Source organism: Vreelandella nanhaiensis (genome assembly GCF_003990185.1).
In the GTDB taxonomy this organism is placed as follows: Bacteria; Pseudomonadota; Gammaproteobacteria; order Pseudomonadales; family Halomonadaceae; genus Vreelandella; species Vreelandella nanhaiensis.
This window is the reverse complement of record NZ_RZHF01000025.1, coordinates 131,597-152,898: the sequence shown is the minus strand read 5'-3', so window position 1 is coordinate 152,898 and position 21,302 is coordinate 131,597. Positions and strand designations below refer to the sequence as shown.

At 54.6% G+C, this 21,302-nt stretch carries 20 protein-coding genes; 7 read left to right on the top strand and 13 right to left on the bottom strand.

All coding sequences use genetic code 11. The features are described 5' to 3' along the window. Window positions 1–90 precede the first annotated feature (90 nt). Window positions 91–966 (top strand): LysR substrate-binding domain-containing protein, encoded by an 876-nt coding sequence (locus tag ELY38_RS15980; protein ID WP_127063216.1) that lies wholly within the window; start codon window positions 91–93, stop codon window positions 964–966. 87 nt (window positions 967–1,053) lie between these two features. Here ELY38_RS15980 and ELY38_RS15975 read toward each other — a convergent pair whose 3' ends face one another. The 7 genes from ELY38_RS15975 to ELY38_RS15945 all read right to left on the bottom strand — a co-directional run bounded on the left by ELY38_RS15975 (window position 1,054) and on the right by ELY38_RS15945 (window position 8,150). Next, window positions 1,054–2,064, bottom strand: coding sequence for a metal ABC transporter substrate-binding protein (locus ELY38_RS15975; protein WP_127063215.1), 1,011 nt, complete (start codon window positions 2,062–2,064; stop codon window positions 1,054–1,056). Between the two features lie 22 nt (window positions 2,065–2,086). Further along, entirely contained in the window at window positions 2,087–2,977 is an 891-nt protein-coding gene (locus ELY38_RS15970) for a metal ABC transporter permease (protein ID WP_127063214.1), read from the bottom strand. Then, the gene (locus ELY38_RS15965; RefSeq protein ID WP_127063213.1) at window positions 2,961–3,695 is read right to left on the bottom strand and encodes a metal ABC transporter ATP-binding protein; all 735 of its coding nucleotides are present in this window, start codon (window positions 3,693–3,695) and stop codon (window positions 2,961–2,963) included. The genes ELY38_RS15970 and ELY38_RS15965 overlap by 17 nt, the downstream gene beginning before the upstream one ends. Window positions 3,696–4,013: 318 nt before the next feature. Beyond that, a complete protein-coding gene (locus ELY38_RS15960) occupies window positions 4,014–5,729 on the bottom strand; it encodes an HD domain-containing phosphohydrolase (protein WP_127063212.1) in 1,716 nt (571 codons plus the stop codon). 123 nt (window positions 5,730–5,852) lie between these two features. Then, window positions 5,853–6,506: a hypothetical protein gene (locus tag ELY38_RS15955; protein ID WP_127063211.1), complete on the bottom strand. Its 654-nt coding sequence runs from the start codon at window positions 6,504–6,506 to the stop codon at window positions 5,853–5,855. Between the two features lie 354 nt (window positions 6,507–6,860). Next, window positions 6,861–7,166 (bottom strand): hypothetical protein, encoded by a 306-nt coding sequence (locus ELY38_RS15950; protein ID WP_127063210.1) that lies wholly within the window; start codon window positions 7,164–7,166, stop codon window positions 6,861–6,863. 63 nt (window positions 7,167–7,229) lie between these two features. Beyond that, window positions 7,230–8,150, bottom strand: a complete 921-nt coding sequence (locus tag ELY38_RS15945; RefSeq protein WP_127063324.1) for an alpha/beta hydrolase — start codon at window positions 8,148–8,150, stop codon at window positions 7,230–7,232. A gap of 109 nt (window positions 8,151–8,259) precedes the next feature. Between ELY38_RS15945 and ELY38_RS15940 the strand changes: the two genes are divergently transcribed. The 4 genes from ELY38_RS15940 (at window position 8,260) to glnG (ending at window position 13,891) form a co-directional block, all read left to right on the top strand. Next, window positions 8,260–9,288, top strand: coding sequence for an acyltransferase family protein (locus ELY38_RS15940; RefSeq protein WP_127063209.1), 1,029 nt, complete (start codon window positions 8,260–8,262; stop codon window positions 9,286–9,288). A 444-nt stretch (window positions 9,289–9,732) separates the two neighbouring features. Then, entirely contained in the window at window positions 9,733–11,139 is a 1,407-nt protein-coding gene (glnA, locus tag ELY38_RS15935; protein WP_127063208.1) for a glutamate--ammonia ligase, read from the top strand. Window positions 11,140–11,408: 269 nt separating this feature from the next. Then, window positions 11,409–12,467 carry a nitrogen regulation protein NR(II) gene (gene glnL, locus ELY38_RS15930; protein WP_127063207.1) on the top strand — a complete coding sequence of 353 codons (1,059 nt, stop codon included), beginning with the start codon at window positions 11,409–11,411 and terminating at the stop codon, window positions 12,465–12,467. Beyond that, window positions 12,464–13,891, top strand: coding sequence for a nitrogen regulation protein NR(I) (glnG, locus tag ELY38_RS15925; RefSeq protein WP_127063206.1), 1,428 nt, complete (start codon window positions 12,464–12,466; stop codon window positions 13,889–13,891). The genes glnL and glnG overlap by 4 nt, the downstream gene beginning before the upstream one ends. 16 nt (window positions 13,892–13,907) lie before the next feature. Here glnG and ELY38_RS15920 read toward each other — a convergent pair whose 3' ends face one another. From ELY38_RS15920 to ELY38_RS15900, 5 genes are all read right to left on the bottom strand, one after another. Then, window positions 13,908–14,453, bottom strand: coding sequence for a YqiA/YcfP family alpha/beta fold hydrolase (locus tag ELY38_RS15920; protein ID WP_127063205.1), 546 nt, complete (start codon window positions 14,451–14,453; stop codon window positions 13,908–13,910). Window positions 14,454–14,460: 7 nt separating this feature from the next. Beyond that, window positions 14,461–14,595, bottom strand: a complete 135-nt coding sequence (locus tag ELY38_RS15915) for an entericidin A/B family lipoprotein (protein WP_127063204.1) — start codon at window positions 14,593–14,595, stop codon at window positions 14,461–14,463. 922 nt (window positions 14,596–15,517) lie between these two features. Continuing rightward, the gene (locus ELY38_RS15910) at window positions 15,518–16,963 is read right to left on the bottom strand and encodes a sodium/glutamate symporter (protein ID WP_127063203.1); all 1,446 of its coding nucleotides are present in this window, start codon (window positions 16,961–16,963) and stop codon (window positions 15,518–15,520) included. Between the two features lie 108 nt (window positions 16,964–17,071). After that, on the bottom strand, window positions 17,072–17,611 hold the full coding sequence (locus tag ELY38_RS15905; protein WP_127063202.1) for a phosphatase PAP2 family protein: 540 nt from the start codon (window positions 17,609–17,611) through the stop codon (window positions 17,072–17,074). Beyond that, window positions 17,574–18,737 (bottom strand): glycosyltransferase family 4 protein, encoded by a 1,164-nt coding sequence (locus ELY38_RS15900; protein WP_127063201.1) that lies wholly within the window; start codon window positions 18,735–18,737, stop codon window positions 17,574–17,576. Before ELY38_RS15900 ends, ELY38_RS15905 begins: the two co-directional genes overlap by 38 nt. Before the next feature lie 325 nt (window positions 18,738–19,062). Here ELY38_RS15900 and ELY38_RS19755 point away from each other — a divergent pair, with 325 nt between their 5' ends. Together ELY38_RS19755 and ELY38_RS15895 are read left to right on the top strand one after the other, a co-directional pair. After that, a complete protein-coding gene (locus ELY38_RS19755) occupies window positions 19,063–19,209 on the top strand; it encodes a hypothetical protein (protein WP_479694248.1) in 147 nt (48 codons plus the stop codon). Window positions 19,210–19,255: 46 nt separating this feature from the next. Beyond that, a complete protein-coding gene (locus tag ELY38_RS15895; RefSeq protein WP_479694247.1) occupies window positions 19,256–20,068 on the top strand; it encodes a porin in 813 nt (270 codons plus the stop codon). 130 nt (window positions 20,069–20,198) lie between these two features. Here the strand turns inward: ELY38_RS15895 and ELY38_RS15890 are convergent, their stop codons facing one another. Then, window positions 20,199–21,278 carry an aldo/keto reductase gene (locus ELY38_RS15890; protein WP_127063200.1) on the bottom strand — a complete coding sequence of 360 codons (1,080 nt, stop codon included), beginning with the start codon at window positions 21,276–21,278 and terminating at the stop codon, window positions 20,199–20,201. Window positions 21,279–21,302 lie beyond the last annotated feature (24 nt).

The following is a 21,302-nucleotide window of genomic DNA, read 5'->3' as shown; positions in this document are numbered from 1 at the left end:
CACTAGCAGAATGCTTAAATTACGGCGAACGGTATGAGGTGACAAACGGCGATATTTTGCATGAGCTATTAGAAAAATTTGGGGGGTTGCATGGTACATCCCTACCTGCCTTTAAAAGCCCTGCGGGCCTTTGAGGCATCGGCGCGACATTTAAGCTTTACCCGAGCCGCTGCTGAGCTGTGTGTAACGCAAGCTGCCGTCAGCCACCAGGTCAAACTGCTGGAAAGTCAGTTAAGGGTATTGCTTTTTACACGCCTGCCCCGTGGGTTAATGCTTACCCACGAAGGGGAAATGCTGCTGCCGGTGCTAAAAGATTCCTTCGACCAGATCACACATGCCCTGGATCGGCTAGGCGAAAGCAACTACCGGGAGGTGTTGAACGTAGGCGCGGTGGGAACCTTCGCCGTAGGCTGGTTGCTGCCTCGACTGGCAGATTTTCAGGAACGCTATCCGTTTATTGATCTGCGTCTTTTTACGCATAACAACCGGACAGATATGGCGGCCGAGGGGCTCGATTTTGCCATTCGCTTTGGAACGGGTGCTTGGCACGGAATAGCAGCACAGCCGTTGCTACCAGCCTCGCTATCGGTGATGTGTACGCCTGAAATCGCCACCCGGCTCAAGGCGCCTGCCGATGTGGTGGGCGAAACATGGTTACGTTCTTACCGCGCCGATGAATGGCCGCAATGGTTACTGGCGGCGGGGCTGTCGAGCAATGTCTCGGTGCCGAAAAGCATTGTGTTTGACTCGTCTATCGCCATGATGGAAGCGGCGCAGCAAGGAGCAGGCGTCGCGCTGGCACCCCCGTCAATGTTCTCACGCCAACTGGCCAGCCGTGCACTGGTACAACCCTTTAGTGCATCGGTGAGTTTGGGCGGATACTGGCTGACTCACCTGCAGTCGCGGGTCGAAACCCATGCCATGACCTGCTTTAGAGAGTGGTTAAGCATAGCCACCAGCGCCTGAACGGTGCTGGTGGCCATGAAGGTACTGCTGAGCTGGTTCTTCTAGATCTGACTTACTTTATTTCGGCCTGACGCTTTGAGCGTACGTTTAGTGTGTATGCTCACTATGGTCATGGTCATGGTCATGGTCATGGTCATGGTCATGGCTGGGCGCATGATCATCATGACCCGGCTCTGCCAGCGAATCGTGCAGTACGCGGGCATTGTGACGCATCATGCCCAGGTAGGTGCTGGCTTCGCCCTCAGAGGAGAGCGCGTCGGCGTATAAGGTGCCGGCAATGGGCAGGCCTGTCTCTTCAGACAGCTGCTGGATAACCGCCGGGTTGGTCATGTTCTCATGGAATAACGCTTGAACGTTCTGGTCGTTAATTACATCGACCAGTTCGGCCATGCTGGCACCGCTAGGCTCCACTTCGGTTGAAAGTCCAGCCGGGGATAGGAACTGAATGCCGTACGCATTGGAGAAGTAGCCAAAGGAGTCGTGGCCGGTAATCACACTGGTAGACGCAGGAATCTCGCTGATCAGCTCGCGAATCTCGGCATCTGTTTCGGCCATCTCGGCGAGGTAACGGTCCGCATTGGCCCGGTATTCGTCAGCGTTGGCTTCGTCAGCGGCAATCAAACCATCGCGAATGTTGGTCACGTAAACACGTGCCTGCGTCATGTCCTGCCAGGCGTGTGGATCAGACTCACCATGGTCATGCTCGTGATCATGCCCGTGGTCATGCTCGTGGTCGTGAGCGTGAGGCTGATAGTCGATCTTGTCGATGCCGTCGGTGGCGATTACCAGCGAGCCGCGGTAGTCGCTGGACTCAATCAGCCGCTCCATCCAGCCTTCAAACAGCAGACCGTTAAATACCACCAGGTCAGCTTCAGCCAGGGCTCGGGCATCACCGGGGCGGGGGGAGTAGACATGCGAATCGCCGTCGGGACCAACCAGCGAGGTAACGTCCACATGCTCGCCACCCACGTTCTCGACCATATCGCTTAGAATCGAAAAGCTCGTGACTACCTGAACGCGTTCGGCAGCCATGGCGGCAGGGAGCGCCAATAGTGCTGATACGCCAACCAGCATGCGCGAAGATAACCGTAAAGACATACCTACTCCTTTTAATGATGTGCTACATCGAGGTTTCGGCACTTAGCGGCGTTGTTCTACGCCGCAGTCTGGCCGCCAGGCTGTGATAGCGCCCAAACAGTGCCGAGAAAAAGTAACCCGCGCCAGCCAGCAGAATAATGCTTGGCCCCGAAGGGATATCCAGGTGAAACGAAAGCAGCAGGCCGCCTGTGCTAGCCGTCATTGCCAGTACCACGGCAATGGCCATCAGCCCTTCAAGGCGTCTACTCCAAAACCGCGCCGCTGTGGCGGGCAGCATCATCAGGCCCACGGCCATCAGCGTGCCCAAGGTCTGGAAGCCTGCGGTCAGGTTGAGCACCAGCAGGCCCAGAAACACGCTGTGTACCCAGCCGTTGCGCCGGCTCTGGCCGCGCAGAAACAGCGGGTCCAGGCATTCCACCACCAGCGCCCGGAAAAACACTGCCAGAATCACGACAATCAGTGTGCTGATACTCGCAATTAGTACCAGCGCCGTTGAATTGACCGCTAGAATCGAGCCAAACAGCACATGGGTTAAATCCACGCTGCTGCCGCCGACTGATATCAGCATGACGCCTGCGGCCAGCGAAATAATAAAAAAGCTCGCCATGGCGGCATCTTCACGCTGGCCGCCCATTTTCGAGACGGCGCCAGCCAGCAGGGCCACCATCAGCCCAAACATCACCCCGCCAATGCTCATGATCGGCAGCGAAAAGCCGGCCAGCAGAAAGCCGATGGCAACCCCTGGCAAAATGGCGTGAGCCATGGCATCGCCAATCAGGCTCATGCCACGCAGCACCAGAAACACCCCGAGTGGCGGAGCAGCGAGTGAAAGCGCAAGCCCACCCACCACGGCGCGGCGCATGAAACCGTAATCAAACGGGGCGACAAACCACGCGTTAAGCAATTCCAGCATGGCGACCTCCCAGAGTAAAAGGCACCGCCTGGGCGGGCACCTGCTGCTGATGCAAGGCGCTTGGCGCCATCCAGCGGGCATGGCCGCCGTTTAACATCAACACTTCATCTGCCAGGCGCTGCAAATGATCCATATCGTGCAGCACGACAATGATCGTAGTGCCGTCATCTGCCATCTGGCGCAGAATGCGGATCAGGATATCCACCGTATCGCTATCCACATTGGCAAACGGCTCATCCAGCAGTAAAAGCTCGGCTTCCTGCATCAGCGTGCGTCCAATCAGCGCCCGCTGGCGCTGGCCGCCGGAAAGCTCGCCCAGCGGGCGGTGAGCCAAATGCGAAACCCCCAGGCGTGCCATGATGTCGCGGCCCTTGCGGTAGTGCGCTGCACAGTAACCTTTGAGCGCCCCATGGCTTGGCCAGCTACCGGTCATGACCAGCTCTTCCACGCTCATGGGAAAAGTAAGGTCCAACGCCAGCTGTTGGGGCAGCCAGGCGCGCCGCTCTGAAGGAACATGGCACGTTACCTTGCCGCTAATGGGGCGAAGCTCGCCCATGATGGCCTGAATGAGTGTGCTCTTGCCCGCCCCATTAGCCCCAATCAGCGCAGTAATGGCACCGGGTTTGATATCGCCATCCACATGCTCCAGCACTGTACGGTGCCCTTGGGCCAAGTGCAGGTTCTCAAGCTTCAAACGGGGCAAATCATGCAGGCTCATTGCGGCCACCCGCTCGCCCAAGCCACCAGTGCCCACAGCGCCAATAGCGGCACAGTCACAAATACCAACCGTTTAGTGGCCGATAAGGACATCAAGGAGAAGTGGCAAGGTCCTTCCCGGTTATGTCGGTGCGTGCGATGACTCACGGTGTACCCTCTGAATAATAGAATAAGTTATAACATAACATTTGGCTGAGCCAAAAAATTGCTGAATATTTTACGCGCTTGCCCAGTGGTGGCAATCATAAGCGTGCTATCGAACTGGCGGGGAAATGTCGATAGCCAAAACCTCAATGCGCTATCGAATCGCCCGCCTTCATTAAAGACCGTAGTGCTCGGGCTGGACCGACTCGACCAAACGTCCCAACTGGTCGAAATCAACCCGGCTGATCTCATCATTATAAAAGATGCCCGCACGGCGAAGATTCCGTACCACCCGCACGCGGCTTGGCTGGCCACGTTCATCAAGGGCTAGCACCCAAGCCAGATAACCGTGGGAAAACTTTACCAAACTGCCGAGTGGATAAAATCCATGACGCTGAACGTAGCGCGTAACCCAGTGGCGATCAAAGCGCTTGGGACGGTTATAAAGATAGCGGTACGCCTTGACGGCATCCAGCGCCGGTCGGTCGCCCCGTGGGCGCGTCATGGCATCAATCACATCAATGACAGCCGCCATGCGCACCACCGGGGAAAGCGCCTCGCCCGCCACTCCACGCGGGTAGCCCGAGCCATCAAGCCGCTCGTTGATACCTCCAATGATGTCACGCTCCAGCGCATCAAGCGGGTAGCCTGCGCGTTCCAATGCTGCCAGCAGCGCCCCTACATGATTACGTAGCCGACTACGCTGGGCCTCGTTCATTTCGCTTTCAAGCGAAGGCAGGGCCTCATCAATCAGCATCGCCTTACCCAAATCATGAATTAGTGCTGCCCGTACGGCACGATGGGTGTCAGCGGCCAACTCAGGCTCGGCCAGCATCAAATCCGCTAGCCTGCCCGCCACGTTAAGTGAATGTTGCATCCACTGGGGCTCGTCGGTAAGGCAGGTAAGATCGTAAAAAAACGCTTGGCGGCCCTTGCCCAGCAGCTTTATTAGTTGATTGGCACTGCGTTCCAGGCGCTCCACCGGTAGCGAGTGGCCATTTTGCAGTGCTAGCAGGAATAGGTGCTGGTCGCGGGCAATTTCTCGCAGCGTATTCAGCCCTTCTGGGGTGTGTTGCCGACGCCTTGCCGTTCTGCTTCGCGTGCGTTCAGCGCTGGCATAGAGAGGGGTAGGCGCCGCCAATCGAGACACCTCGCCCGCGCGCCAAGCAATTTCTTGCTCGGTGGACGACACAATATGGGCAAGCTGGCGCTGATGGGGGCGATCAAGATTGCCGAATTCAAGCCCCACCACCGCTTGGTTGCTGCGAGCGATAGGCGTGACATGGCGCACTGAAGCCTTAATAGTAAAGTGCTCACCGCTGGGAAAGGTAAGCGTTACGGCGGGTAGCGTTAATGCTCCAGTGAGCGGCGCGCATTCCGCTAACGGCAAGCCTAGCAGGCAACCACCCCCTGAAATATCGCGTAGCGTTGCCATGATGGGCGGCTGGTCGACAAAGCACGTTATCGCCGCGCTGACATGCATATCCTTTCTAAGCGTGATGCGTGCGCTCTGACGCCGGGCTGCTGTAATCAGGCGCTTGGGAAGCGCGCAACGTAGTTGCAAGGCATCACCGTAGCGTTCGGCTTTCAGCACCTGAATGGCTTCAAAGCGCAGGGTCTGATCATTTTCAGCGCTTAGTGCTAGCCGATGTGTATCAAAGATGGGAGTTTCTAGGCTGCCTGCATCGGTCACTACCAGCAAAAGCTCGCCGGAGACGGGGTCGATGTGGTCGAGATACACCGGATAATCAGGCTGCTGAAAAGCTGTCTGGTCGTACAGGGAAACGGTCAGCGCATCACAGCGATCATCCAGGTTGATCAACACATCGGTAATATGACGCGCATCATTCACTACCACGCTATCACTCTTTTCTAATATTAGTGTTTCCATTTCCCCCCCTGTGATTATTTTGTTCGCCAATTATCCGCGCCCGGTTTTACAGCACCAACATGGCAGGCGGTAGAAAATACCGCATATTACAGCGTCTTGAAATTATGCGTGGTTAAGGGGTAGTTAGTAGCGCCAGGTAGCGCCAAGCTCTTGAGGAGATACCAGCAGTGCGTACTCGCCTTGTAACGTCACAGGGCCAAGCGAAAGGCGCGCTGGCTGAAAGCGGTTGATCGCCGACGACGCCTGATTCGGCTGAGTCCAAATCTGCAGTTCGTTCACCAGCATGCCGGTGGCAAAGTTGATCGCGCCATCGCTTTCCCGGCCATCGGCGGCAATCACCGCGCCCGCCACACCGTTAACCACCAGCGAGCTTACCCGCGCTCCCCAACCGCGCCGCTCCCGCTCGGCCTGGGCCAGTTCCAATCCCAATGCCTGCACGCCGCTTAGCTCGCCGCGGGCTTTTAACCGCTCATACTCGGCAAGCGCTGCCGGGTGTGGCTGGCTATCCATCAGCATGCCACCCAATGCCAGCGCCGACTTCACCACACCAACCCGCGCATCAAAGCGGTCATCACGGTCGCTCGCCTCACTCGACTGGTAGGCATTGTAAGCAAGGCTTGTGCCATAAATACCCGTCCAGCCCCACTGCCAAGCGTTGGCATGGCTTGCCCCGCGCTCAAACACATCATCGTAACCCGCCCATTCATCTGATGTTTGAGCCTGGGCCGGCAGTACAACCACGCACAGCAGCGCGCACAACAAGTGGTTTAAACGCATGGCGAAAATCCTGTCATCAAAGGGGAATGGCATTAAGCGTAGCATGCTCGCTGGGAAGGATTAGTGGGAATTAGCACAGCTAAGTATGTACGCCAAAGCATATTATGGTTAAAGGGGATTTATGGCTCCTGGCGTCTCTGCGCGCTGCCGCAGCCCTGTGATGTTTTCGAGGGTGCGCTAACGCTTATACCGCGCTATTCCTAGTTTTTGATAGGGATGTGGCTATTGTTCAAGCAGCTCTGGCACGCTAGATTTAGGTTCTACTGCTGCGGCATAAACAAAGTATTTAATAAGCACGAATAAAGAGAGCCCCGGTGGGGCTCTCTTTATATACGAAGTGACAGTATGGCTGGCTTAGTCATTGTCTTCGCGTTTTTCAAACGCGCGCTTGTCATCAGGCAAACGGACGATGTCGCCGATGTCGAGCTTGTCCATGCCTTTCAGGCGATTGCCTTTGGCGTCGAGGATGGCGACGACCTTGCCAATGCTGACGGCGTCTTCCTCGCGGTAGGCTTCCACTTCCACACGGACGATCTTGCCCTGGTAGCGTGCCGAGAGAATATCGCCGGTGCCAATCCTGGCGTGGCCATGATGATCGTTGGCGAATAGCTTGGATACGCTGGCGCTACCCGGGTCGTCCCATTCAATATGTCGATGCATCGTTATCTCCTTATACGTTGGCCTATACGACAAGTGTAGTTTGCTGTTTATTGATTTCGCCAGTTATTGGCCGGTGGGTGTGTCGCCAATGTGCTGAAACATAAAGGTTAACGCCGCCGGTAAGCTGGCCCGCCATACGCGCCAGGTATGTCCGCCGGGGTAGAGGTCCAGGCGCACGTCGTTGGGCTGAATGCGTTCCATGGCCTGGCGCAGCTGGCGGGCGTGGAACTCGGCGTCATACACATCGCTACGCCCTGCACTAATATAAAGTGGCACCGGCGGAATATCGCTTTCTTCGGCACTGGGGCGGGGGGTTACGTTAATACGATACTCTTCCAGATAAGCAGGGTAGTTGCGCGTGTCCCATAGAGCAGTATCAAAATTGCCTTGTTCATCTAGAAAGGAAGGATGACGGTGGGCAGATGAGTTAGGTGGCGGGTAGGGGACGTAGCTTGCCGGGCTCAAGGCGGCCACGGCACCAAACATCTCAGGCTTTTCAAGGGCAAAGTTAAGCGCACCAAAGCCCCCGGCTGAAAGCCCGCCCACGCCGCGTAGCGCACGCGTTGATCCTACCCGATAGTGCGTTTCTACATGCGGAATCAGGTCGTTGAAAAAGGCGCTGCGGCCTGCTTCGTTGTGGTCGTCTATCCACCAGCTGCGGCTGCCGGGCATGATGAATACCGCAGGCGGAATATGCCCTGCTCGAATTAACCGGTCAGCGGTTTGGGCAAGGTTACCCTTGGCTACCCAGTCGCGCTCATTACCGAAGGAGCCGTGCAGTAAATAAACCACGGGGTATGGCGTACTCGCCTCAGCGTCATAATTGTCGGGTAAATAAACGGTGTAAGGGTAGGCGTGGCCAAGCGTGGATGATTCAAAGGTGTGATATTGAACCTCACCGGCAATCGCTGCGTTAAAGAAGCTCCACAGGCCCAGCAGGGCAGTTAGCCTGGCTAAAAGCGGGCGTAACGACCATCGCGACATGCCAGTGCGTGAAGAGAGTGGCAAACTGCCTCCAGGAATTATTAGCAGGTTATAGAGTCGGACACCACGATAACCGGGCGTGCTCAGCGTAGGCATACATGGAGTAGGTATGCATAAAAGAATAGAAGAAATCTACTGGTTGCGTGCTTACGGCTGTGTAGCCGTTTTTTTGTTTCACCTGTTGGACCACGTCAATCAGCGTGTGGATAACCTGGCCACCGACCTGATGCGTTTGCCGCTGGTGCTGGGTACGCCGATCTTTCTGTTTATCTCGGTGTTCGTTTTTGCCATGCGTTACGACAAGGCGGTGCCACCCGGTTTTTTGGCCCAACGGGTGAAGTACGTGATGCTGCCGTATCTGGTATATGGCTTTATCTACTCGACGGCAGAGTGGGCGCATCTAGGCATGATTGGGCAGCCGGTGAATTTTATCCCCAACGCGATGGAGTACTTGATCTTTGCCGGTTGGCACGGCTATTTCCTGATCATTGCCATGCAGTTTTATGTTGCCTATTGGCTGTTTACGCGCTGGCGGCTGTGGCGCTTCAACCCGTTGCCGTGGCTATGGCTTAGCTGCCTAGTAAGTATGGCGTACTGGGGCACGGCCTATTGGCTTGAGGTTGAACTGCCAGGGTATCTGCTATGGATTGCACCTCTTGGCTGGATTTATCTGTTTTTTCTGGCGCTGGTACTGGTGCGCTACTACCCCTTTGATGCGGCGACCCAGGCACCTGAGCGGCCAGCGTGGATGCGTTATCTGTCTCATCCGGTGTGGCTTGGCCTTTGGGTATGCCTGTTGATTGTGGCAAGCGTTGCCGGCTGGCTGCAGTTTTCCTCCAAGGAAGTGTGGGTCATTCCACTATTTGTACTCTTTACTCTCGTTGCCATGCGTTACCTGAAAGATTGCCCGGCGCCAGAATGGGTACGCTATATCAATCGATACTCATTTGGCATTTACCTGGCTCACCCGATGTTTTTTTCAATTACCGACGTGTTTGTTGCGCCTTTAACACTGCCCGTGGCCGCTTATGTGTTGCTACTTATACTTATCGGGGCAAGCGGTTCTATCATGCTCAACCAAGTTGCTAACACCACTACCACGGGCGCTATGCTGTTTGGGAAGCGTTTGAAAGCGTGAGGAGTAGGCTTTGCACCAAAATGGATCAAAAGAATTACTTTTTGCGCTTTTTTGGTTCAAAACTACGCTCAGGGAGTAGCCAAAACTTAATCGTCGGACGCTATGCTACATGGCGATGCATGGCCGGTTAACTTTTATTTATTTATAAACAATGGCTTATTTTTAATGCAAGCCAAGTTGGTGCAAAGTTGGCACGCTCTCTGCATTGTATTGGTCAGCGGCTAGCGGGTCGTAGGCAGATGCCTTACGGCGTGCTACAACGATAGCCGGTTTGAAATGATCGCTGGACGATTTGTTACCCAAATCAGGCAATCGTTGAGCGAACAACAATGACAAGCGCGCCCTCTGGCTCGTTATTTGTCGAATGACAGAGTTTGTCTAACAACACTTTTATCGATAGCTTACTGTTTTACGCTTTAAGCCACGCTCATACCGGAGGACACAATGTCAGCCAAGACTCTCGCGCTAATCGAAGAACATGATGTTAAGTGGGTGGATCTGCGTTTCACCGATACTCGCGGTAAAGAGCAGCACGTCACCGTGCCTGCCCGCGATGTAAACGAAGAGTTCTTTGAGAATGGCCAGATGTTTGATGGCTCTTCTATCGAGGGCTGGAAAGGCATCAACGAATCCGACATGATTCTGCGTCCGGAAGATGGCACAGCGTTCCTCGACCCCTTCACCGAAGACGCTACCCTGATTTTGCGTTGCGATATCATTGAGCCTGCCACCATGCAGGGCTATGACCGTGACCCACGCTCCATCGCCAAACGCGCTGAAGCGTACCTGGAATCTACCGGCCTGGGCGATACCGCCTTCTTCGGCCCGGAGCCTGAGTTCTTCATCTTTGACGAAGTGCACTGGAAGTCCGACATTCAGGGTTCCATGTACAAAATCACGTCCGACGAAGGTGCCTGGGCAACCAGCAACCAAGTCGAAGGCGGCAACCTGGGCCACCGCCCGCGCGTTAAAGGCGGCTACTTCCCGGTTCCACCGGTCGATAGCTTTCACGATATTCGTGGCGCCATGTGTAACACGCTGGAAGCGATTGGCCAGACCGTTGAAGTTCACCACCATGAAGTGGCGAACGCCGGTCAGAACGAAATCGGCGTTAAATTCAACACGCTGGTGAAGAAGGCTGACGAAGTTCAGGAAATGAAGTACGTGATCCACAACGTGGCCCACGCTTACGGCAAAACTGCGACCTTCATGCCCAAGCCGCTGGTAGGCGACAACGGTTCCGGTATGCACGTACACCAGTCGTTCTGGAAAGATGGCCAGAACCAGTTCGCCGGTGACGAGTACGCGGGCCTGTCTGAAATGGCGCTTTACTACATCGGCGGTGTGATCAAGCATGCGCGTGCTCTGAACGCCTTCACCAACGCATCGACCAACTCGTACAAGCGTCTGGTACCGGGTTTTGAAGCGCCGGTCATGCTGGCCTACAGCGCTCGCAACCGTTCGGCGTCTATCCGTATTCCTTACACGGCAAGCCCGAAAGGCAAGCGTGTTGAAACCCGCTTCCCTGACCCGACGGCCAACCCGTACCTGGCGTTTGCTGCCCTGCTGATGGCCGGTATCGACGGTATCAAGAACAAGATTCATCCTGGCGATGCCATGGACAAGAACCTGTACGATCTGCCGCCAGAAGAAGGCAAGTCCGTACCGACCGTGGCCAACAGCCTGGATCAGGCGCTGGAAGCGCTCGACGCTGACCGTGCGTTCCTGACCGAAGGTGGCGTGTTCACCGACGATATGATCGATGCCTATATCGAACTCAAGATGGAAGAAGTGGAGCGTATTCGTATGACCACGCATCCCATCGAGTTTGATATGTACTACAGCTGCTAATCACTCAGTGATAGTGCTAAAACCCCGCCTCGGCGGGGTTTTTTTATTGCACTGAACCGGTGAGTAACGTGCCCCTTAATCAGGCTTAATGCACTAAAATGGTGCGTTGTCGCAAGGTGGCTGATCGAATGCTGCGCTAAAAAAGCTCGGGCCCCACCCGCAACTGCCCATAATCCGTGCAGGTAAGCAATAGTGAGCCGACTTGGCGCGCTTTTTGCAATTTCCCTACAACGATGAATGATTTCACGAGCGATGCTTCAGGACACCTCATGTATCAGCGTTTACTAGAACATCTCACCATGGCAGTACTGCTACTGGACGGTGAGCTCCGCGTACGCTGGATGAACCCGGCCGCCGAAGCGCTGCTGGCGGTAAGCTTTAGCCGCGTGGAGGGAATCAACCTGGACACCCTGCTTGGCGGCGATGAAAGTATCGATCAGGTGTTAGCCAAGGCGCGGGATGCCTTTCACCCTTACACCCAGCGCGAGGCGCGTATTACCCCGGTCAATGGCGAACCCCTGACGGTGGATTACACCGTGACCCCCCTGTCGGAAAATGAACTGCTGCTGGAAGTGGAACCTCGTGATCGCTTGATGCAGATCTCCCGCGAGGAAGCGCTGACCACGCGTCAGGAAACCATCAAGGTACTGGCGCGGGGCCTTGCCCATGAAGTGAAAAACCCGCTAGGCGGAATTCGAGGCGCCGCCCAGCTTTTGGAGCGCGACCTGGCAGACCCGGCGCTGCGTGAGTTCACCCACATCATTGTTGAAGAAGTCGACCGCCTGCGCGATCTGGTGGACTCGATGCTTGGCCCTAATCGCATCGTCAAGCATGCGCCGGTGAATATTCATAAAGTGCTGGAACGGGTAAGGGCGCTGCTGATTGCTGAGCATCCAGGCATTACTGTCAATCGTGATTACGACCCCAGCCTGCCGGATCTTTCCGGCGATGAGTCGCAGATGATCCAGGCGGTACTCAACGTGGCCCGAAATGCCGTACAGGCCATGAGCGATGCCGAGACACCCGCGCCTGAGCTGATGCTACGCACCCGTGCCCGGCGCCAGTTCACGCTGGGCGCCGAGCGCCACCGGCTGGTGAGCGAGGTGGGCGTGATTGATAACGGCCCAGGCATCCCCGAGGGGCTTAAGGAAACGCTTTTCTACCCCATGGTTTCAGGGCGCGCTGAAGGCAGCGGGCTGGGGCTTTCCATCGCCCAGTCAATTTTGCATCAGCATCAAGGATTGATCGAATGCGACTCACGACCCGGACACACCGAATTTCGTTTACTGATTCCACTGGTTATTAACTGCACCGGAGAAGCGTCATGACTGAGGCGACACGTAATGAGGTTGCACGGGTGGTCGTTGTGGACGACGACCGCGCTATCCGCTGGGTGCTTGAGCGTGCGCTGGCACAGCCGGATCTTGATGTAGAGTGCATCGAACGGGCCGATACAGCGCTTGAAAGGCTACTGGAAAACCCACCGGATGTACTGGTGACGGACATTCGTATGCCGGGCATTGATGGGCTGGGTCTGATGTCACGTATCCGCGATGCTCACCCTGATTTACCGGTGATCGTCATGACCGCGCACTCGGATCTGGATAGCGCGGTGGCTTCCTATCAAGGCGGCGCCTTTGAGTATTTGCCCAAACCGTTTGATGTGGATGAGGCACTGGCGCTCGTGCGCCGGGCGGTGGCTCATGCCCGCGAGCGTCAGCGGCCGATTAGCGTACCCGAAGGCTTGAATGCAGAAATCATCGGCGAAGCCCCCGCCATGCAGGAAGTGTTCCGGGCTATTGGGCGGCTTTCTCACTCGCATATCACGGTGTTGATCAACGGTGAGTCGGGTACCGGTAAAGAGCGTGTCGCCCAGGCGCTGCACCAGCACAGCCCACGGGCGGGCAAGCCGTTTATTGCCCTTAATATGGCGGCAATCCCGCGTGATCTGATCGAGTCTGAGCTATTCGGCCACGAGAAAGGCGCCTTTACCGGGGCGGCGGCATTGCGCCAAGGGCGCTTTGAACAGGCCAATGGCGGCACGCTGTTTCTGGATGAAATTGGCGATATGCCCGCTGAGACCCAAACCCGGTTATTGCGCGTGCTCGCCGATGGTGAGTTCTATCGAGTAGGCGGGCATACGCCGGTCAGGGTAGATGTGCGTATTATCGCGGCCACGCACCAGAATCTTGAATCGCTGGTGGATGACGGGCGATTTCGCGAAGACCTTTTCCATCGCCTGAACGTTATCCGCATCCATCTGCCGCGCCTTGCCGAGCGGCGCGAGGACATCCCCCGGCTCACGCGACATTTTCTTGCCGAAGCCGCCAAGGAGTTGGCGACCGATATCAAGGTACTCACGGCCGAAACCGAAGCGCACCTGACGCGTCTGCCGTGGCCGGGTAACGTGCGCCAGTTGGAGAATATCTGTCGCTGGTTAACAGTGATGGCTTCAGGGCGCGAAATACTGGTTGAAGATTTGCCCCCTGAATTGCGCTCCTCCCATACGGCTGAAAACGCTGCTCATGGCGACTGGCGAACGGCATTTCGCGAATGGGCCGACCGCGCCTTGGCCGAAGGGCATACGCATCTGCTGGAAGAGGCCGTGCCGGACTTTGAGCGAATTCTGATCGAGACGGCATTAAAGCATACCGGCGGGCGCAAGGGAGAAGCGGCCGAGTTGCTCGGCTGGGGGCGAAACACTCTGACGCGCAAACTGAAAACGCTATTACCGGCGCTTGCCGACGAGTAGGCCAGGTATTAATCGTTTAAGGGTAGCCTGCCTGAATGGCCTGTTGATCTAAGGTTTGGCACTGAACAAGAAAGTGTTCAAAATCGCTGAGAATGGTGTCCAGACTTGCATGCAGGCGGTGATCATCATCCACCATTCGCAAGGACAGGTGTTGGCGCTGTGCATGCTCAATCACCGGGCCAGGGAGCACCACATCGTCTTGCCAACCATGAATGATATGGGTAAGCCGGGCCTGAATGGTGGGTGAGGTTTGCGGATAGGCAGGTAAGCCCAGCGCCGGCGCAAGAAGAAAGCAGCCCAGTACGGGGTGTTGGGCGCTAGCCGCCGCGCTTAGCCACCCACCCAGGCTTGAACCTGCCAGCACACACTCGCTGGGTTTGTCATTACGCTTGGCGAGGGTCACCAGCAAGTGTTCCAGACGTTTTGACGGTTCAGCCATGCCCCGGTAATCCATGACAACCGGCTCGCAGTCATCAAGCTTTTCTGCAATGCCTTTTAGGGCCTGAATCTTCAAGGCGTCGGGCCCGCTTTCCAAGCCGTGTGAAAGGTAGACGGTCATCATGGTGGCGTTAACTCGCTGCTGAATTTTGAATCGCTTGACCGCCTTGCTCGATATCTTTACCGGCACCATTAATTGTATTGCAGCCGCTAATAACCAGCGTAAGAGTTGTTATCAGAAAAGCCATAGCCACAGTACGTTTCATACATCTATTCCTCTCAGGTAAGCATGCCTAGCATCGTCATGAATCTGAAGCAGCAGTTGCAGCACTACGTAAAATAAGACTGTTGTGTCGTCTTGTCACTGATTTAATCAACAGGGCCGATAGTGAGCCGTGCTTATCTGTCGCATGTGCCTTTTTTACACAATTTTAAGTCGTGATATGACCTATGTTAGAGGAGTTTGTTAAATCTTAAGTTTATGATTTATAAGTTTTTTAGGTGATTAAGCGAAATGTTGGCCTGCTGCCTGCACTACCTAAGTAGTAACAGTGTGAGCTGAATGATAGAAGATAAGGGAAGGCAGGAGCCAAATTTAGAAAAAACAGGGAAGCTTAAGGACATTCATTCTGCTCACTTGTATTAGCGTATGGAGACGCTAATCGTCGAGGCCAGGGAATGGCGCAGATGCAAAACTACCATTTCGCGAAAGCGAAGTGGTTTTTTTGCGTGGCTAATATATTTAAATAATTGATTTTTATACGATATTTAAATCAGGTTGTAATTTGCAAAGCCTTTGTACAGATCAATCCATCGATTTAGTCTATCCTGTCGGCATACTACCTCTAAGCGGTTAGAAAACGTCAACGCAACAGCCGCGTACTTTCAGGGATAAGCGCTATGGCGATGGTACTGATGTTATGCATGTTTGTGCTGTTTTTAGGGTTCTCAGCCATCGGGTTATACATGATGTTTAAAAGCTCTTTTATGGTCACCAACGAAGATCCGGACGATATACCGCCCGAACTTTGAGCCTAAAAGAGTGGTGGTATGACGTTGCTGTCCAATGCCATATAACTCAAACCCCTAGCGAAAACCTGTTAGCCATACCTTTAGTAGCACCCTATAAAGCCTCATGCCCGCTTACGTGGGCATGAGGCTTTATAATAAGTGGCTATCTGACCAAGGCTATTTCTGCTGCCAACGGCCTCGGCCGCGTTCGGGTACCAAACGGCCAAAGTAGAGTAAACCAAAGGCCAGCCAGCCCAAGGTTAAAAGTCCGGTGAATATCAGGACAGCTACAGCACCAAACTCGGCAATCAGCGGCAGCGCAGCCGCAGTGAACAAGCCACCGCCTACAATCGGTTCAAACATGAGCTGTTTGTAGCCAAAGCTTTCAAATGCCCCTGAGGTGTTCTTCGGGTCAGCCATCCGCATTAATAGAAGGCCCGTGACCGTTACCCCCATGGACTGACCAAAGTCACCAATGCCCCGCTCAAACCAGTTCTCTGGGATAACCCGTGGAGCAATTACGATCAGCACGAATAACCCCCAGCCAATACCGGCTACCGAGAGTAGCAAAAACGGCAGAAAGTATTCGCCCAGCGTCGTGAGTGACAGCGTGGCCAGTGCCGCCACGATGGTAAAATCAAGCGCAGTACCGGCAATTCGCGCCATGGTGCGTGTGGATACGTGGCGCTCTAGGCCAAAGCGAGTCACCACTAACTGGACGATCACCCCACCGATCATCGCGATAGGAAACAGCGGCACGTGGGCGAGTATTTCGAGGCCATCGTTACGTGCCCAGGTAACCTGCTCGATCCATTGCAGGCCAGAAAGCAGCAGCCAACCAATTAGAATAGCAATGCCCACCAAACCAATATGCAGGCTAAGCGGGTCGGTGGTGCCTGCTTCGTGGGTAAGGTCTTTTTTAAACTCGCTAAATTCTTCGGTGGAAGGGCGCTCATCGTCGCGCATCAGATCATCCGGAGAATCGTTCTCTTTGGTGGGGATAATTACCCCACGGCGGGCGGCGATGTTGATCATCAGGGTGCCAATAAGCACACCGGCCACGATCCCTACGGTGGCTAGCCCCAAGGCAAGGTCAGCGCCTTCCTCAAAGCCTAGGTCGGCGAACGTATCAGCCATGCCTGCTGCCGTGCCATGGCCGCCTTCAAAACCAATCTCGATGAGCGCGCCCACCATGGGGTTCATGTTAAATAACGGCGTTAATACCAAAAGCGCTAAGGTAAGGCCTACGACATACTGCCCCCAGGCCATGGTTTGGCCTACCACGACCTGAGGCCCGGCGCGAAGCCAGATGGTTCGAAGGCCAGGAATGGCCTTGCCGATAAACAAAGCGGCAAACACGACGTTAATCAACAGACCCGGCAAGGCCGCCCAGCTCTCTTGCACATAGGCGGGAAACAGGCCCGGGCTATCTTCAAACAGGGTAGGCATCAGGCGGCCAATAACGTCAGGTCCCAGCAATAAAAGTATCAGTCCGGCAATCACCGAGCTGGGTAGAAAAAGCTTGCGTAGCCACGTGATCCTAAGCCTTAACGCGTTACTAACCACAAGCGCTAGCGCAATGATCACAAGCGCAATAAAGAGTTCGCCAACCGTCATGGTCATTACATCGCTCCCTAATGAATGCGTAAGGACAATGCCTTCGCAAGACCGTTAAATGACAGGGTTGGTCTTAATTTAGTGCCTAACGCTTGAAATGGCGAAAAGTTTACTTTAGCCCATCCAATAAAGGCTAAGAAAAGCGAAGCCATAGCCGATAGCGCCGCCAGCGATGACATCGCTAATGTAGTGCAGCCCAAGGCCCACCCGGGAAATAGCGATCAGCAATGCTAGAGGTAACACAATGGGAAGCAGCCATGGTGTATGAGCGGCCACCAGTACGCTAAACAGTACCGCGTGCATGGTATGCCCGCTTGGGAAGCTATAGCGGTCGCGGGCGGGTTCGCCGCAGTGTACGCCGTCTAGATAAGTAATGAAGGGCCGTTCGCGGCAGAGGCGTGTTTTGATCAGCCGATACACCGCCATGGCAGCCAGGGCAATGCTGCTGTATTGCATAATGCGCCAGGCACCGTCCGGCTGTAGCCAGGGCTGAGCGGCAATCAGCAGTACCCAGATGGGCCAATCACCTAATCGGCTGGCGGCCTGAAGAGTAATACGCCAAGGGCGAAACAGATTCAGACGCGTAACGCGCTGACAGAGCTGCCACTCCAGTAGGTCAAGACGATCGAACACGACAAGTGGGCGTGGACGCATGATAAGCCTCCTGGGCTTGTTGGAGATACTGCATAAACTGATCGGCAATGCCCGACCAGCTTTGCTCAAGCGCCCGTAGGCGTGCGACACGTCCTAACCGCGCGTAATCGGCCGGATGTTGGCAGAGTTCAACCGCCGCCTGCTGAAAGGCTTCGCTGTCATCAGGCGTGACGGTAATGCCGTTATGGCCGTTTTGAATCAACTCGGCGCTGGCGGCATGCCGGTAAGCCACGACGGCCAAGCCGCTTGCCATGGCCTCTGCAACCACGTTACCCCAGGTTTCAGAAAGCGAAGGAAAGATAAACAAATCGGCGCTTGCGTAGTGGCGGGACAGTTCCTGTTTATCCACAAAGCCTGTGAAGCGCGCCTCGGGTAGCGCTTTTTCAAGCTGCGCTCGGCCAGGGCCATCACCCACAATCACCTGTGCCATATCCGGGCGTACTGCACGCATGGCTTGTAAAGTTTCCTGTAGAAGCGTGAGGTTTTTCTCTGCGGCCAGACGGCCCGCATAAAGCGCTACAGGTTGATACGCGTTTACACCCCATTGCTTACGTAGCTCGGCGTCACGGTGAGCAGGCGAAAACTGCTCACCCTCAATGCCGCGCGACATGACATGAACGTTACGAATACCCTGTTTGCCCAATGCCGTAGCCTGAAGCTGGGTAGGTACCAGGGTAAGTTCACAGCCGTTATGAAAATAGCGCAGATAGCGACGCGTGGCTGATTCAAGCCAGGGCACGCCGTAATCGTGGCAATAGTGATCAAAATTGGTGTGCCAGCCAGCCACCAGCGGGATATTAAGCTGACGTGCGGCCTGTCGTGCTGCCCAGCCGAGAGGACCTTGTGTAGCGAGATACACCACGCTTGGGCGATGTTCGCGCCAAAAACGCCGTAGCGTGGAAGGGCGAGTCAAACCTACCTGGACATCCGTGTAGCCAGGCAAAACGCACCGTTTAACCTGCAGTTCCTGTTTAACATTAGCGGTCTCACCTGTTACGCGTGGCCGGGGTCGAATTACATCAACCTCAACGCCCTGTCGGTAGAGCTCTTGATGCAGCCGACTCAACGTATGGGCAACGCCGTTTATTTCCGGTGCCCATGTTTCGCTAACGATACAAAGCCGCATACGCGATCCATCCCTTTATCACATTTTAATTCAGTGTGGCCAGAGACAGTGACACTGCCAAGTCAAGGTAGTGAATATGTGATGACACAAAGTAAATAATAATTAGTTTTTTTCAGTATATGGCTTTATTAAGGATTTGTTACGGTTTTTAGTCATTTTTTGTTGAATATTAAATAGGGTCCATAAGTTACTAAAAAATATTAAAACTTTAAAAAAAATGAAATATAAGCCCATTACTATTTGCAGCGTTGAGGATCAGACGAGCTCATGTTCGTTTAGAACCTTTTTATTAAAAAAATATACGATTATTTCAACGGGATCGAACATGTTTAAGAAAACGACACTAGCGTTAGGGGTTTGTGGTTTATTAGGCGCCTCTGCAGCTCAAGGCGCGATGGTGTATGACCAGGACGGCACAACGCTAGATATTTACGGCCGTATCGCCATGGGTTTTGAGGGGGGGCGGTGCTAAAGACGGCGTTGATAACGGCGAAGAATTCCGTAACTTTGGTTCGCGTTTGCGCATCACAGCCGGCCATCAAATTACTAATGACCTGCGTGCTTTTGCCCGTGTAGAGTGGCGCTTCACGGGTGATGAGCGTAGCCGCCCCGGTTTTGATGAAGTGCGTAATAGCTATCTGGGCCTGGAAAGTGAGCAGTTCGGTACGTTCATGGCGGGTAACTACAACAGCTTCTATGACAACTACGTCATGACCCCCTTCGACGTTTACGTTGAGCGCGGCTATGAATTTGCAGGCGGTGGTGTTCAGGCACGCGGCGACTCTATCGGTTATAAAACGCCGGAAATAGAAGGTTTCCAGGCGGTTATTTCTGCCAAGCACTTCTCTGAGCGCGGCCTGACCGAAGCCGAAATTGAAGAAACCGGTGGCAGTGATATTGCTGTTCAAGGTGGCGTAGTCTATGAAGCTGGACCAGCGCGTTTGGCTCTAGGTTTTGTTGACGATGTCGCGATTGGCGGTGGTAATGATGAAATGCGCTACGGCGCGACAGGTGCCTTTATCATTACAGATGCTTTCTCTGCCCGTGTAGGTTATGAAACCCGCAGCGATAACGACGTTTACGGTGGTGGTTTCGATAAAATCGGCGTAGGTGCTACCTTCGTTATCGATTCTTGGGCGTTCTTCGCCGACTACTACAACATCGACGTGGCCGGTGCTAGCAGCGACCGTAACGCTTGGGCGCTAGGTTCAATGTACAAGCTAAGCAAAAACTTCGATATGTTCCTTGAACTTAACGACAGAAATCTTGATGCCGTTAACGACTACGAAGAAGATATGTATTACGCGGTAGGTGCTCGTTACCACTTTTAATGGCTAGTGTAGGTTCGTTACTGCTTTAAGCTTTACTTCGATCTTGAGTCGGTATGGATAACTCCATACCGACTTTTTGGCGTTGTAATGGTTCGCCACCGGCTGAGACAGCTCAATCGGTAGTGTGTTTTTAGCGCTCGTCATCCCGGTTATCGATGGTGTTACGGTAGTTGTCGATAAACGGCTGCTCGGCCTTGTCGATGCGGTCCATACCTGCCACGACGCGATGCCAGTAAGGGTAAAGCGGGGCCGGACGCGTGGCGGCTTCAAGACGATCAATCTCTTCCTGGCTTAGCGTAAGCTCTGCCGCGGCCAGGTCATCTTTCAGGTGCTCTTCGTTGCGTGCGCCGACAATCAATGAGGTTACGCCGGGGCGGTCCTTCAGCCAAGCAAGGCAAGTGCGCGGAATAGAGGCGTCGTGCGCTTCACCAATCTCAGCTAACAGCTCGATAATATCAAACGCGCGCTCCATGTCATGTACATAGGGCTCAGGCCAGCCGTTGCCCTGGCGAGTGCCTTCAGGCGCTTTCTGACCTCGACGTACCTTACCGTTGAAAAGGCCTTCACCGAGCGGCCCCCATACCAGCGTGCCAATGTTCTGATCGATCGCCAGTGGCATCAGCTCATACTCGGCCTCGCGGGATTCCGGCGTGTAGTAAATCTGCTGGCTGATGGGTTTGACAAGGTTATGCAGTTCGGCCTTGCCGATGGTCTTCATCATCTGCCAGCCGGTAAAGTTGGAAGTGCCGTAATAGCGGATCTTGCCGCTTTGCACCAGATGATCAAGTGCATAAAGCATCTCTTCAACGGGCGTAACACCATCCCAGTTATGGATCTGGTACAAATCGATATGGTCGGTATTCAGGCGTTTCAGGCTGGCTTCGCAAGCGTTTATCAAGTGATAGCGTGAAAAGCCGCTGTGGTTGGGGTTATCGCCCATGGGGCTTCTGGCCTTGGAAGCAAGAATCATCTCCTGGCGCTTGTTGCCCAGCGCCTTGCCTACAATTTCTTCCGCCTCGCCCATGGAGTAAAGATCGGCGGTATCGATCAGGTTAACCCCGGCATCAATCGCCATGTCAATCTGGCGTCGCGCGCCTTCTACATCAACACTGGCGGCCTTTTCAAAGCCGCCACTTCCTCCAAACGGTACGGTACCCAGAACGATTTCAGATACCAATAGGCCTGAATTTCCTAATGGACGATATTTCATTTCGATAGCTTCCCTGTTAATCGA